The organism is Sphingomonas sp. SP1, from assembly GCF_058313395.1.
In genome coordinates this window covers 2,003,722-2,016,895 of sequence record NZ_JBZFLC010000001.1, presented here as the reverse complement: position 1 = coordinate 2,016,895, position 13,174 = coordinate 2,003,722, and the positions used below count along the sequence as shown (strand labels likewise).

Annotated in this window: 11 protein-coding genes and 1 tRNA gene; 7 read left to right on the top strand and 5 right to left on the bottom strand. The window is 63.8% G+C overall.

The features are described 5' to 3' along the window. Positions 1-10: 10 nt before the first annotated feature. The 3 genes from AC4GYS_RS10175 (at position 11) to AC4GYS_RS10165 (ending at position 4,244) form a co-directional block, all read left to right on the top strand. Positions 11-1,636 (top strand): MFS transporter, encoded by a 1,626-nt coding sequence (locus AC4GYS_RS10175; protein ID WP_491108961.1) that lies wholly within the window; start codon positions 11-13, stop codon positions 1,634-1,636. Positions 1,637-1,730: 94 nt separating this feature from the next. Continuing rightward, on the top strand, positions 1,731-4,109 hold the full coding sequence (locus AC4GYS_RS10170; protein ID WP_491108960.1) for a putative bifunctional diguanylate cyclase/phosphodiesterase: 2,379 nt from the start codon (positions 1,731-1,733) through the stop codon (positions 4,107-4,109). Between the two features lie 60 nt (positions 4,110-4,169). After that, positions 4,170-4,244: transfer RNA gene (locus AC4GYS_RS10165), tRNA-Gln, on the top strand. A 32-nt stretch (positions 4,245-4,276) separates the two neighbouring features. Here the strand turns inward: AC4GYS_RS10165 and AC4GYS_RS10160 are convergent. Beyond that, entirely contained in the window at positions 4,277-5,968 is a 1,692-nt protein-coding gene (locus AC4GYS_RS10160) for a long-chain-fatty-acid--CoA ligase (RefSeq protein ID WP_491108959.1), read from the bottom strand. Between the two features lie 64 nt (positions 5,969-6,032). Continuing rightward, positions 6,033-7,166 (bottom strand): acyl-CoA dehydrogenase family protein, encoded by a 1,134-nt coding sequence (locus AC4GYS_RS10155; RefSeq protein ID WP_491108958.1) that lies wholly within the window; start codon positions 7,164-7,166, stop codon positions 6,033-6,035. 61 nt (positions 7,167-7,227) lie between these two features. Here AC4GYS_RS10155 and AC4GYS_RS10150 point away from each other — a divergent pair, with 61 nt between their 5' ends. Continuing rightward, positions 7,228-8,319: a CaiB/BaiF CoA transferase family protein gene (locus AC4GYS_RS10150; protein ID WP_491108957.1), complete on the top strand. Its 1,092-nt coding sequence runs from the start codon at positions 7,228-7,230 to the stop codon at positions 8,317-8,319. Next, complete coding sequence (locus tag AC4GYS_RS10145) at positions 8,316-9,467, top strand: aminotransferase (protein WP_491108956.1); 1,152 nt, start codon at positions 8,316-8,318, stop codon at positions 9,465-9,467. The genes AC4GYS_RS10150 and AC4GYS_RS10145 overlap by 4 nt, the downstream gene beginning before the upstream one ends. A 49-nt stretch (positions 9,468-9,516) precedes the next feature. Here AC4GYS_RS10145 and AC4GYS_RS10140 read toward each other — a convergent pair whose 3' ends face one another. Together AC4GYS_RS10140 and AC4GYS_RS10135 are read right to left on the bottom strand one after the other, a co-directional pair. Beyond that, on the bottom strand, positions 9,517-10,368 hold the full coding sequence (locus AC4GYS_RS10140; RefSeq protein WP_491108955.1) for an EAL domain-containing protein: 852 nt from the start codon (positions 10,366-10,368) through the stop codon (positions 9,517-9,519). 1 nt (position 10,369) lies between these two features. After that, a complete protein-coding gene (locus AC4GYS_RS10135; RefSeq protein WP_491108954.1) occupies positions 10,370-10,753 on the bottom strand; it encodes a response regulator in 384 nt (127 codons plus the stop codon). A 137-nt stretch (positions 10,754-10,890) separates the two neighbouring features. Here AC4GYS_RS10135 and AC4GYS_RS10130 point away from each other — a divergent pair, with 137 nt between their 5' ends. Beyond that, the gene (locus tag AC4GYS_RS10130; protein ID WP_491108953.1) at positions 10,891-11,589 is read left to right on the top strand and encodes a PilZ domain-containing protein; all 699 of its coding nucleotides are present in this window, start codon (positions 10,891-10,893) and stop codon (positions 11,587-11,589) included. A gap of 48 nt (positions 11,590-11,637) precedes the next feature. After that, a complete protein-coding gene (gene msrA / locus AC4GYS_RS10125; protein ID WP_491108952.1) occupies positions 11,638-12,186 on the top strand; it encodes a peptide-methionine (S)-S-oxide reductase MsrA in 549 nt (182 codons plus the stop codon). 6 nt (positions 12,187-12,192) lie between these two features. On the opposite strand, the gene AC4GYS_RS10120 is transcribed toward msrA, so the two are convergent. Then, positions 12,193-13,116 carry an L-threonylcarbamoyladenylate synthase gene (locus tag AC4GYS_RS10120; RefSeq protein ID WP_491108951.1) on the bottom strand — a complete coding sequence of 308 codons (924 nt, stop codon included), beginning with the start codon at positions 13,114-13,116 and terminating at the stop codon, positions 12,193-12,195. Positions 13,117-13,174 lie beyond the last annotated feature (58 nt).

The window sequence follows — 13,174 nt, the reverse complement described above, 5'->3', positions numbered from 1 at the left end:
GGGGATGGAAATGAGCACTGCCGCAGCCGGCCGGACCAACGACGACCGTCCGATCGACCCGAAGCGCGACCGGCTGGTCATCACCGCGTCCGCGCTCGGCACAGTGTTCGAGTGGTACGACTTTTTTCTCTACGGAATTCTCGCTGCACTTCTCGGGCGATTATTCTTTCCGGCGGACAATCCCACGGCCGCCACGCTGGCCAGCCTGGCCGCCTTTGGCGCCGGTTTCGGCGTCAGGCCGCTCGGCGCGCTGCTGTTCGGCTGGTTCGGCGACCGGGTGGGGCGCAAATATACGTTCCTCATCACCATTACGTTGATGGGCGGCGCGACGGCGGCGATCGGTTTCCTCCCCACCTATGCAGAAGCCGGCATCCTCGCGCCCGCCCTGCTGGTGCTGCTGCGCCTGCTGCAGGGGCTGGCGCTTGGCGGCGAATATGGCGGCGCGGCGATCTACGTTGCGGAGCACGCGCCCCGGAACAAGCGCGGTCAGTACACCAGCTGGATCCAGGTCAGCGTTGTCGGCGGCTTCCTGCTTTGCCTCGTGATGGTGCTGGCCTGCCGCCATGCCCTGACGCCCGAACAATTCGATGCATGGGGCTGGCGCATCCCCTTTGTCGCCTCGCTGCTGATGCTCGCCATCTCGCTCTACATTCGGCTCAAGCTGTCCGAGAGCCCGGTGTTCAAGGCGATGAAGGAGGCAGGCCAGACGAGCCGCAATCCCTTCAAGGACAGCCTGACCTACCCGGGCAACCTGAAGCGCGTGTTCGTGGCGCTGTTCGGCGTCGCCGCAGGTCTGACGGTGATCTACTACACCAGTCAGTTCGGCACGCTCTACTTCCTCCAGGGCACCGCCCGCGTCGGGGAGGAGGAAGCGCTCCTCTACATGGCTGTCGGCGCGATGCTCGCAGCGCCACTTTACGTGGGCTTTGGCGCGTTGAGTGACCGGATCGGCCGCAAGAAGATCCTGCTGACCGGCTACGCGCTGACGCTGGCGCTGCTGTTTCCCTTGTTTCATCTGATGGCCGACGGGGCCAATCCGGCGCTGGCCCGGGCCGCCGCAACGTCCCCGGTCACGCTTACCGCGCCGGCGGATTGCGACTTCCGCGTCTTTGCTTCCAAGCAAAGCACGACTTGCGCGAAGGCCAAGGCATTTCTCGCAAAGCGCGGCGTCGCCTATCGCACTATCTCATCACCGCAAGCGGATGACCTCTCGGCGACGGACAAGGTGCGGCTGCAAGTGGGGGGCAGATCGATTCAAGGCTTCGACGAGGCGGCGTACACCGCGGCTCTCGTCGCGGCCGGTTATCCGGACAAGGCCGACCCGGCACAAAAGGAGCGATGGAAGATCATCCTCGCCATCGCCGCTATGGTTGCGCTCTCGGCCATGACCTACGGCCAGGTGGCCGCGATCCTGGTCGAGATGTTTCCGGCGCGCATTCGCTACACCTCGATGTCTGTGCCATACCACATCGGAAGCGGCTATTTCGGGGGGTTTCTGCCGCTAATCTCGCAGTTGATCGTTGTCCGGACAGGCGACCCTTATGCCGGATTGTGGTACACGATCGCGGTGGTGGCGATGGCTCTGGTTGTCTCGGCTATCTGGTTGCCTGAAACGTACCGGAAGGAACTGGACTGATCGCCTGCATTGGGCCGGCGCGATTTAAACTTCGTTCGCCTTTGTCCGATAAGGACGTGGGGATAAGGAGAGAAGTGTTGCAGTCAGGTGCGTCGTGCCAGACGTAGGATCGCTCCTCCGTCCCTTTCTGCTGCGATCGGACGAGGTGCCGATCATCGCCGAGGATCTGTCGCTATCGGCACTGCTGAATCTGTCTGCGACCACCGATGACACGACCCGCGCGCTGCGGGACAACCAACTGCAAGCTCTGATCCGGCTGGTTCCGGCCACGATTTCCGTACAGCTGCTCGCCGCCATCGCCACTTGCGCAGCCCTGTGGCAGCAGGTCCCCCGCTCGGAGTTGCTCGTCTGGTTGGGCGGCTCCTTCATCATTTGCGTCACACGCGGAATACGGGCTTGGCGCCTTCGGAGCGATCCGGACTATGCCCGCCGCAAGCCGGTGGACCTGCGCACCGTAACTCTGATCATCACTGCGCTTGCCACCCTTTGGCTGGTCCCTCCGCTCGTCTGGTTTCCGATGGTCAGCTGGGAGGAGCAGCTGCTGCTTTGCGTCGTAACCGTCGGCTTGATGAGCGCGGGGAGCTATTCCCTTGCCAGCGTGCCGCAGGCGGCCATTACCTATGTGGCAGTGTTGGCGGTCGGGGCACTGGCCATCGCCGTTTATCTCGACAGCCCCGTCCAGTTCGCCTTGGCGATTCTCTATGCGGTTGCACTCGGCTGGGCGGTGCTGGCGAATGCCCGGCAGTTCGCCTTCAACGTGCTTACCCGTCTGGAACTTCAGGAGCACGGCCAGATCGTAAGCCTGCTGAGGGAATTCGATGCCAGCGGAAGCGATTGGTTGTGGGAACTCGACCGGCGCCAGCGATTCGTCCGCGTATCCCGGGCACTCGCTCGGGCTTTCGGCAAGAAACCTGGCGAGCTGGTGGGCAAGCCGGCGATGCAGGTGCTCGATCCTGATGGGCGTACTTCCGTCCTCTCTTCGGGCATGCGCAGCTTGTTCGAACATGCAGCGCTAGGCACGCCCTTTCGCGACGTCGCCATTCCGATGTTCGGAGGGCGCCAATGGTGGACCGTTTCAGGCAAGCCTTTGCATGACGAACATGGCGTCCTCGTCGGCTGGCGTGGCGTCGGGTCCGACATCACGGAGGCTCGGCTATCCGGCTCCGACGCGGTTCGCGCTGCTCGCCGCGATCCGCTGACCGGCATCGGCAATCGCCTGCTGGTCCGCGAGCAGCTTGAGGAAAGCCTGTTGCGGCAACAGACGGGGGGCGGCGGCTGCGCCCTCCTGCTGGTCGACCTCGATCGGTTCAAATTGGTCAACGACACGCTTGGCCATGCCGTTGGCGACCAGCTCCTGTGCGAAGTGGCTCGGCGGCTGGAACGGTGCGCCGGGCAACAAGCCTGCACCGCTCGCCTGGGGGGCGACGAATTTGCGCTGGTCTGGACCGGCGAATGCACTCGGGAGGTTCTTGCCAAGATTGCGGCGGCTGTCTGCACGGAGCTTGAACGCTCGGTTACGGTCGGCACTGCTCACCTGCACGTGGGGGCGACGATCGGGATCGCTCTCGGCGGTGTGGATGCCACGACCGAAGACGGGCTGATGAGTGCCGCGGACCTCGCCCTGTACAGCGCCAAGAAGGCGGGCAGGGGCAGTCACGCCTTTTTCGAGCCAATCATGTTGCAGCGTGCCGAAGAGCATCGGCGGCTCGAGAACGACGTTCGCGACGCTCTAGCGACAGACGCCCTGTCCCTCGTTTACCAGGACATCGTCGACGCGGGCACCGGACGGCTGCTTGCCCGGGAAGCCCTCCTCCGCTGGCAGCACCCGACCCGCGGCGAGGTTCTGCCCGATGAATTCATCGGAATGATCGAGGATATCGGCCTGATCCATCAGATCGGGGCCTGGGTGATGCGCACTGCATTTGGCGAAGCTGCAAACTGGCCTCGCGATGTCGATATCTCCATTAACGTGTCAGGATCGCAGCTCGGCTCGTCCGACTTCCTGGGCCTCGTGGTGAGCACGCTGGCCGCGACCGGGATCGAGCCTGACCGGGTCCAGCTGGAAGTCACCGAACATATTTTTCTTGGCGAGGACGCAGCCACCTTTGCCACCCTGAACGCCCTCCGCGGACTTGGGCTTCAACTTGTTCTCGATGATTTCGGCAGTGGCTATTGCTCCTTCGGCTATCTGCGCCGCGCGCGCTTCTCCAAGCTCAAGATCGATCAGGGGTTCGTTCGAGCCGCCGCTGCCGGCGACGCCGATTGCCTGGCCATCGTCGAGGCGGTGGTCGCGCTGGCCCGAACGCTCGGCATGCGGATTACGGCGGAAGGAATTGAGGAAGAGCGCGAGGCCGAGCTGATGCGCGCCATCGGTTGTGATGAGTTACAAGGTTTCCACCTTGGTCGACCAACCGCTTCCGCTACGGATCGGAACACGGGTTCAAACTCGCCGATCCACCGCAAACGCGCTTGAAAGCTTTGCAACAACGCCTCTTCCACATGGCAAGTCAGCCGCTATAAGCCGCCCCGCTGCTGGGGCGTCGCCAAGTGGTAAGGCACCGGTTTTTGGTACCGGCATTCGCAGGTTCGAATCCTGCCGCCCCAGCCAAGCAGCCAGAAGCGGCTCGATGGTGACAAAGCTTATTCGGCAACCTGGATCGAGGAAGGGCCCTGCCGGCGCTGCATCTCTTCGGCCGCAAGCGCCTTGCGGTCAGGCTTGCCGATCACGGTTTTGGGCAATGCGTCGCGAAACTCCAGTTCGGCCACGCGCTCATGTTTGCCGATCTTCGAATTGAGGAAGCTGAGGACTTCGCCGGCCGTCGCTTCCTCGCCTTCCCGTAGCACAACAAACACCTTCGGCCGTTCACCCACGCGGTCGTCGGGAACGCCGATCACCAAAGCTTCCGCAATCGCCGGGTGACGGGTCAGCACGGCTTCCAACTGGCTTGGAAAGACCTTGAACCCGCCGACGTTGATCATGTCCTTGGCGCGATCGACGATGTGCAGGTAGCCATCCTGATCGATGAGGCCGATATCGCCGCTTCGAAACATGCCCTGGTCGAGCGGTTCGATCGTTTGGTTGGTGGCGCGCCAATAGCCCTGCATCATCTGCGGCCCCGCGACCGCGATTTCTCCCTTCTCGCCTTGCGGCAATTCACGACCTTCATCATCGAGGATCAGGATACGAGTACCGGGAAGGGGCTGGCCGACGGTTCCGGCATGAGCGCCGCCGACATAGGGATTGACCGACACCACGCCGGAACTTTCGGTCATGCCATAGCCTTCGAGGACCCGCGATCCGGTTGCCTCCTCGAAGCGCTGCTTGAGCGCCGGCAACATTGCCGCGCCCCCGGAAAAGCCCTGCCGAACGCTGCGAAAGGTCTCGGGACGAAGGGCCGGATGCTCCAGCATCGCCTGATACATTGCCGGAACACCGCACAGGTCGGTGCATTGCCGTCGAGTGATGGCCGCCAAGGCTTCACCGGCCTCGAACTTCGGCAAAAGGACGATCTCGCCGGCACCAAGAATTGTCCGATTGAGCACCGCCGTGTTCGCAAAGATGTGGAACAACGGAAGCACGCCCAAGACCCGGGCGTCGCTTCGCTGTGGCTCTGGATCGATCGCGGCGAGCTGCATGGCGTTGGTGGACAGGTTCGCGTGGCTCAACGCCGCGCCCTTGGGGACGCCGGTCGTTCCGCCGGTATATTGAACAAGTGCGATGTCACGGACCGGATCGATCGTGGGCAGATCGGGCCGACCCTCGTTGTTTAGCAGGTCGGACCAGCCGACCAGCCGCTTGTCCGTTGGCAAATGCTGCCGTTCCCGCCGCTTGAGCAGGCGAAAGCCGATCGCCTTTGCGCGAGGCAGGACATCCGGCAAACTTCCGACCACCAGCATGCGGACCGCGCCGGTATCGAGGAGAGCCTGCATCGGGGGCCAAAGACGCACCAGGTCCAGGCAAACGAGCGCGTCCACGCCCGAATCCTTCGCCTGCGCCACGACTTCGTCCGGGGAATAAAGCGGCGAGAAATTGACGACCGTCGCGCCGGTCAGCAGCGCGCCATAATAAGCCGCAGGGTAATGGGGTGTGTTGGGCAGGAACAAGCCAATGCGGCTCCCACGACCAAAGCCACGCTTCTGAAATCCGTGAGCCGCCCGGAGGGCCTGTTGCCAAAGCTCAGCGTAGGTCGTCCGCCGGCCGTAGAAGTCGAGCGCCGTCGCATCCGGCCGCCGCTCGGCCGATCGTCGCAACAGGTCCGCAACCGGAACGGGATCGAAACTTTGGTCCCATGCTCCCGGGTGGTCGTAACGTTCAGACCAAAAAGCCTGCATGAATTCTCCGTTCAGGACGACAGCCCCATTTGGCATAGGGCGGTTGCCACTTGGTAAGCGCAGCTTAGATCGAGCGGGCGACGAGTTCCTTCATGATCTCGCTGGTGCCGCCATAAATGCGCGTCACCCGGCTGTCCCGCCATAGCCGCGCGATCGGATACTCGTTCATGTAGCCGGCGCCGCCATGCAGCTGAAGCGACAGATCGCACAGGGCGAACTGCTCCTCCGTGTGCCACAATTTCGCGGCGCTGGCCTCCGCTGGCGTGAGTTGGCGGCGCAGGTGACGCGTGATGGCCCAATCCAGATGAGCCCAGCCGACCTGCAGGCGCGCCTTCATGTCGGCCAGCGTGAATCGCGTATTCTGAAAGTCGAAGATCGTCCGGCCGAACGCCTTGCGATCCTTGGTGAACGCGACCGCGAGATCGTACGCGCGCTGTGCCGCGGCCTGAGCGGAAACGGCAATCGACAGCCGTTCCTGCGGCAACTGGTTCATCAACATCATGAACCCGGCATTTTCTCCGCCAAGCAGGCGATCGCCGGGCAGCGCTACCTCGTCGAAGAAGAGTTCGGACGTGTCGTTGCCGTGCAATCCGATCTTGTCGAGATTACGTCCGCGGCTGAAGCCTTCATCGGTGGCCTCGACCAGGAACAGGCTGATGCCTTTCGCGCCGCCCTCCTCGGTGGTCCGGGCGCAGACGATCACCAGGTCGGCGCTTTGACCATTGGTGATGTAGGTCTTGCTGCCCGACAGCCGCCAGCCGTTCCCGTCCCGCCGCGCCATGGTTTTCATTCCCTGAAGGTCGGAGCCGGCGCCGGGTTCCGTCATGGCGATGGCACTGATGACCTCCCCCGACACCATGCCGGGGAGCCAGCGGCGCTTCTGCTCTTCGGAACCATAGGCGATGAGGTAGTCGGCAACGATGTCGCTTTGCAGCGAAAAGCCGGCGGCGGCGCCCGCGTAGCTCATTTCCTCCGCGACGATGGCGTTGAAGGTGAAGTCGAGCCCAGGCCCACCGTACGCCTCGGGAACACCGGGACATAGCATGCCCGCCGTCCCAGCCTGCAGCCAGGCCTCGCGCTCGACGATGCCTTCGCGTTCGTGGCGGTCATGGTCCAGATTGCCGATCACCCGCCGCACCGTATCGCGGAAGGCTTCGTGGGACTCGTCGAAGATCGTGCGGGTCGAAGTGTCCAGCATGGTTGCTCCTTCCATGGTCTCCACGCTAGCGGCAGCGAGTGCGTCACGAAAGGTGCGAGAAATGGCAGGACCCCTCGAAGGATTGACCATCGTCGAGATGGCCGGATTGGGGCCGGGTCCATTCGCGGGGATGATGCTGGCCGATCATGGCGCGCGGGTCATCCGCGTCGAGCGGCGGGGCCAGCTCGCGGTGCCCAACGATCCGCTGACGCGGAATCGCGAAAGTATCGCCCTCGATCCTCGGCAGGAAGAAGGCCGGCTGGTCGTGCAAAAGCTGGCCAGCGGCGCGGACGGGCTGATCGAAGGCTATCGGCCGGGGGTCATGGAGCGGTTGGGGCTTGGACCGGACGCCCTCCTCGCCGCCAATCCGAAGCTCGTCTACGGCCGCATCACGGGCTGGGGACAGCACGGTCCGCTGGCCGCCGCGGCGGGCCACGACATCAACTACCTCGCTTTGACCGGGCTTTTGTCCTGCATCGGGGACCAAGATCGGCCGGCGGTGCCGCCGCTCAATCTCGTCGCCGATTATGGCGGGGGAGGGCTGATGCTCGCCTTCGGCATGGTGGCGGCCCTGCTCCATGTGCAGCGCGGCGGCGAGGGGCAGGTCATCGACGCGGCGATGAGCGATGGGGCCGCCTTGGTCGGGGCGCTCATCTACGGTCTTCGGGCGGCCGGCGCATGGCGGGACCAGCGCGCGTCGAACCTGCTCGACGGCGGAGACCCGATCTACGGCTGCTACCGCTGCGCCGACGGCAGGGAATTGGCAGTCGGTGCGATCGAGCCGCAGTTCCGCAAGGCGCTACTCGAAGGCCTGGGACTTCAGGCTTCTCCCACCCGGCCGGACATGGAAGCCGCGATTGCCACCCGTACTCGTGACGAGTGGATTGAGCGGCTCGCCGGCGTGGATGCCTGCGTCGCCCCCGTCCTGTCCTTGTCCGAAGCTCCCGCTCATCCGCATAACAAGGCGCGCGAAACGTTCATTGACCTTGATGGCGTGCTGCAACCGGCGCCGGCGCCACGCTACTCGCGCACGGCTTCAGGCACCCCCCGGGGGCCGCGGCAGGAAGGTGTCGATGGTACGCGCATCCTGTCGGAGCTCGGCTATCCGGAAGGGGCAATCTCGGATCTCAAGGACAAGGGCGTGCTTCTGTGAACTCGTTGTATGAGCGAATGCCCGTCTCCGTATTCGAGCGAATGAGCCTGCTTGCGGCGGAACATCAGGCCGTCAACCTGGGGCAGGGATTCCCCGATTTCGGCTGGCCCGAAGCGCTGATCACCGAAGCGGCCCGGTTGCTTGTCGACGGAAACAATCAGTATCCGCCGTCGCGCGGCCTCCCACTACTTCGCCAGGCCGTCGCGGATCACTACGGTCGGCATCACGGGCTGAAACTGACCGCCGAGCATGTCCTGATTACCAGCGGTGCGACCGAGGCCATCGCTGCCGTCCTGCTCGCGATCGTGCAAGCCGGAGACGAGGTGCTCGTCATTGCTCCGGCCTACGATGCCTATGCCCCGCTCATCCGACGGGCCGGCGGAGTTGTGCGGGAAGTGTCCTTGCGCCCACCCGAATGGCGGATCGACCAGGACGCGCTTCGCGACGCCGTCACTCCCGCGACCCGCCTCATCATCCTCAACAATCCGCACAACCCGACTGGCCGCCTGTTCGACCGGCAGGAGCTTGAGGCGGTCGCTGCCGTCGCGTCCGAGCATGATCTGCTGGTGCTGAGCGACGAAGTCTGGGAGCATGTGCTTCTGGACGGCGCACAGTTTACGCCGCTGTCAGCCTTGCCGGGCATGGCCGAGCGCACCTTGAAATGCGGATCGGCCGGCAAGATCTTTTCGCTGACCGGCTGGAAAGTCGGGTGGCTCGTGGCTCCGCCAAAGCTGACCGCAGTCATCGCCCGGGCGCATCAATTCCTGACTTTTGCAACGCCGCCCAACCTGCAGGCAGCGGTCGCGTGGGGCCTTTCGCAAGACGACTGGATCGCGCCCATGCGAACTTCATTCACGCGCGCGCGCGACCGAATGGTTGCTGGCCTGGAGCACGCCGGATTTGCGGTCCTGCCAAGCGAGGCCACCTATTTCCAGTGCGTGGATCTCCAGTCCTCCGGCATCCCACTCGACGACGAGGCATTTGCCCGGCTCGCGGTCGAGCGCGCCGGTGTAGCCACCATTCCCATCTCCGCTTTCAGCGAGAAGGAGCGGGTCACAACCATGATCCGCCTATGCTTCGCCAAGCGTGACGAAACCATCGACGCCGGGCTCGTCGCACTTTCCAAGGCAAAGCTCCTCGCGGGCTGAATGTGCTTGGGCCTTGTAACCATCGGCCGGTTACGGCGCGGACCTGCCGCTAGCCCAGGGCATTCGCCTCGACGCGGCGCCGGAGCCGGGGATCCTCCGGCGGGCTGACCAGCAACTTCCAGCGTCGCTTGTGCCGGGCATGCCAGGCCAGCACCTCATTGGGATTGAGGGGTTGGGCGATCAGATATCCCTGGACGATATCGCATCCCAGCTCACGCAAGACCGCCAGCTGCTCCGCCGTTTCAACCCCTTCAGCGGTGGCGGAGAGGCCAAGGCCGTGGGCAAGCTCGATGATCGTCTTCACGATCACTAGGCTGTCCTTGTTGCGGCACATGTCGGCCACGAACAGACGATCGATCTTCACCTCGGTAAACGGTAGCTGGCGTAGCTGCATGAGCGAGGAATAGCCGGTGCCGAAGTCATCGATCGCAAGACCGATGCCCTTGATCCGGAACCGCGTGAGCGTGTCCATCAACTTGATGAGCGGCTGCGTCGCACCCTCGGTCAGCTCCAGCACCAGCCGGTCGGTTGGCACCTCCAGCCCGCGGCACATGCGCTCGACGAGGTCGGGGAAATCCAGATGCTGCAGCGACAGTGCGGAAATGTTGAAGGCAATGCAGGTGTCGAGGCCGGCGCTGCGCCATTCCAGCCACTGCCGAAGCGTCGTTCGCAGGCCCCATTGCGTCAGCGGATCGATCAATCCATGCCGCTCGGCCAGAGGTACGAAGCGGGACGGCGCCACCGGCCCCAGCTTGGGATCGTCCCACCGAACAAGAGCCTCCACCCTGATCAGCCGGCCATCGGATACCGCCACCTTCGGCTGGTAGGCCATCGACAGGCGGCCGTTCAGCAGGGCCCGTTCAAAGCCGTCGAGAAGCGTTATGTCCGCTTGCGAGGTCATGTCACGATACGGGCTTCAGCATTTCCAGAACGGTTTCCAACTCCTCCAGGCGGGTCGGCTTCTCCAACGGACCCGCCATATCGAGTCCCAACGCCTGACCAAGCCGGAAGGCACTTTCCAGGACGCGCCGGTCGAATCCGGAGATGATCAGCACTGGTCCGGCAAAACGCTCGGCCGCCAGGAAACGCAATAATTCCACGCCGTCCATGCCGGGCATTCCAAGGTCCAGCGCGACGACGTCGGGACGCTTGGCGCCAAACCGCTGCCGAAAATCGGTCTCGTCCCCTGTTACTGCCGGCTGATAGCCGCAACCTTCCGCCGCGGCCGCCACGAAGGTCGCCAGCGCAGGCTCATCGTCAATCAGCAACAGCTGCGGTCGCCCCATCCATTTCCTCCCCTAGGACGGCATACCCTTGCGCCGCTTTTTCGCGCCACGTCAAACGATGATCGCCCGGAAACCCCATCTTAACCATGCGGAATGCACAAGGCTCGCTTAGGTGGTTGCAAAAGGGGACTGAAAGGGTGTTTCAAAGCCTGATCCGACGGGCAGGGGGCCGTCGCCCCTCGGACGAAAGCACGGCCTTCGAAACCACGACCGTTTCGCTGAGCACGGCCGTTCCTCGTCCCACCGACCGGCGTTCCGACGACCGGGTCTATTCCACGCTTCAAGTTGCCAAGCTGGTCAGCGCGACTGGTGAGCAATTCATTCGCCTGCGTAACGTGTCGGCCGGCGGCCTGGCGGGCGATTGCACCGCCCTCCCCACGGTGGGTGAGCAGGTGGAAGTCGAATTTTCGTCCCAACGCATTCCGTCCGTCGTGGTCTGGCTCCGCGACCGGACGATCGGGATCAAGTTCGATCAGAATGTCGATCTGGGGGAGCTTCTGGCTGGCCGAAAGCCGCGGCATGGCTTTCGCGCGCGGCCGCCTCGCCTGGAGGTGGACTGCAAGGCGTCAGTCAAGGTCGGACGGACCTACTACAAGGTGGACGTCCAGGACATTTCGCTCGGCGGCATGAAGGTCGCGCCGATCGACGAATATTGCCTTGGCAAGCAGGTCACGGTGGTGGTCGAAAGCCTCCGGCCAATCAAAGGTGAAGTCCGGTGGTACTCCGAACGGCGCGCTGGCATCGTCTTCGACCATGAGCTCCGCTTCGAGGAACTCGCCGAATGGGTCGGGAAGCGCCTCGAACTTGCCAGCCTGAAAGCCTCTTACAAGCGCTAGGGCGGCCCCCTACATCCCTCCGCACAGGAAATTAGCGGAGTGTTGTTGATGGCCGATCAGGTTGCAGTCCTTGCCGGCGGATGCTTCTGGTGCACCGAAGCAGTGTTCCTCGATGTCGTGGGAGTGAAGTCGGTCGAGAGCGGCTACACCGGCGGACAGACCGTCAATCCGACCTACAAGCAGGTCTGCGGCGGCGACACCGGGCACGCCGAGGCCATCCGGGTCACTTTCGATCCCGATCAGATCGGCTACGGCGACCTGCTCGACATCTTTTTTGCGATCCATGACCCGACCCAGCTCAACAGGCAGGGTAACGACATCGGTACGCAATACCGCTCCGCGATCTTTCCTGAGACCGAAGAGCAGGAACAGCAGGCTCGCGCGAAGATCGCGGCACTCAACGCAGATCAAGACGGGCGAATTGTCACGACGATCGAGCCCAAGGCGGAATGGTACCCGGCCGAGGACTATCACCAGGACTATTGGGCCACCGAAGGCCAGCGCAATCCTTACTGCCTCGCCACGATCCCGCCCAAGCTGCAAAAGCTGCGAAAGAGCTTTCAGGATCGGTTGAAGAACGCTTCGGCGATCGCCTGATGAACGCTAGGGACGGTCGGCGGCGGCTCGCTGCAACCGGTCATTGATCGCCAATCCCAGGCCCTGGTCAGGGATGGGTGCGACGGCGATGCGCGGCAAGCTTTGCGCATCCGCTTCGTGCAGGCTGGCGAACAAATTGGCGGCCGCTTCGGTCAGGTCCCCGGTCAGGCTCAGGTTGGCATGGCCGCCCACCTCGCCAAACCCGATCAGCCATTCGCCTGTCTCGGCCGACGATGCGTTCAATCGAACCGGCTTGGACGGAGCATAGTGGCTGGCCATCATTCCCGGCGCTTCGATCCCCTTTGCTGAGGTTACCGCTCCCTCGATCGTAATCGGCCCAGGCCTCAACAGGCGCAGCCCGCCGCCGGTCGCAGCCACGATGGTGCTTTCGATCCCGCGCTCGCTTGCTCCTCCGTCCAATATCAGCGCGATCCTACCCGCCAGCGAACCCAGTACATGCTCGGCGCGTGTCGGGCTGATCCGCCCGCTGGCGTTTGCAGACGGCGCGGCAAGCGGCTTTGCGACGTCCCGTAACAAGGCCTGCATGATCGGATGAGCAGGCACTCGCAGCGCAATGGTTGGCAGACCGGCGGTTACCAACGAGGCGATTTGTGCATCCTCGCGCAGGGGTACGACCAGCGTTAGCGGCCCCGGCCAATGCTCGGCGGCAAGGGCGCGGGCTGCATCGTTGAAAACCCCGGACCGTTCCGCTGCGGCGAAGTCCGCGACGTGGACAATCAATGGATTGAAGCTTGGTCTTCCCTTGGCCTCGTAGATGCGAGCCACGGCTTCGCCATTGGTCGCGTCGGCGGCGAGGCCGTAAACCGTCTCCGTCGGAACGGCCACCGGCTGCCCCGCCTTGATGAGCGCGACGGCTTCGGCGAGCGCTTCGGGGCCGAAAGGCCGTACACGGGTCTCTGGAACGGACATGCCCATGCCGCTATGGCATCGATCGATCGGTCACAAGAGCCACTGGAAGAGGACAATT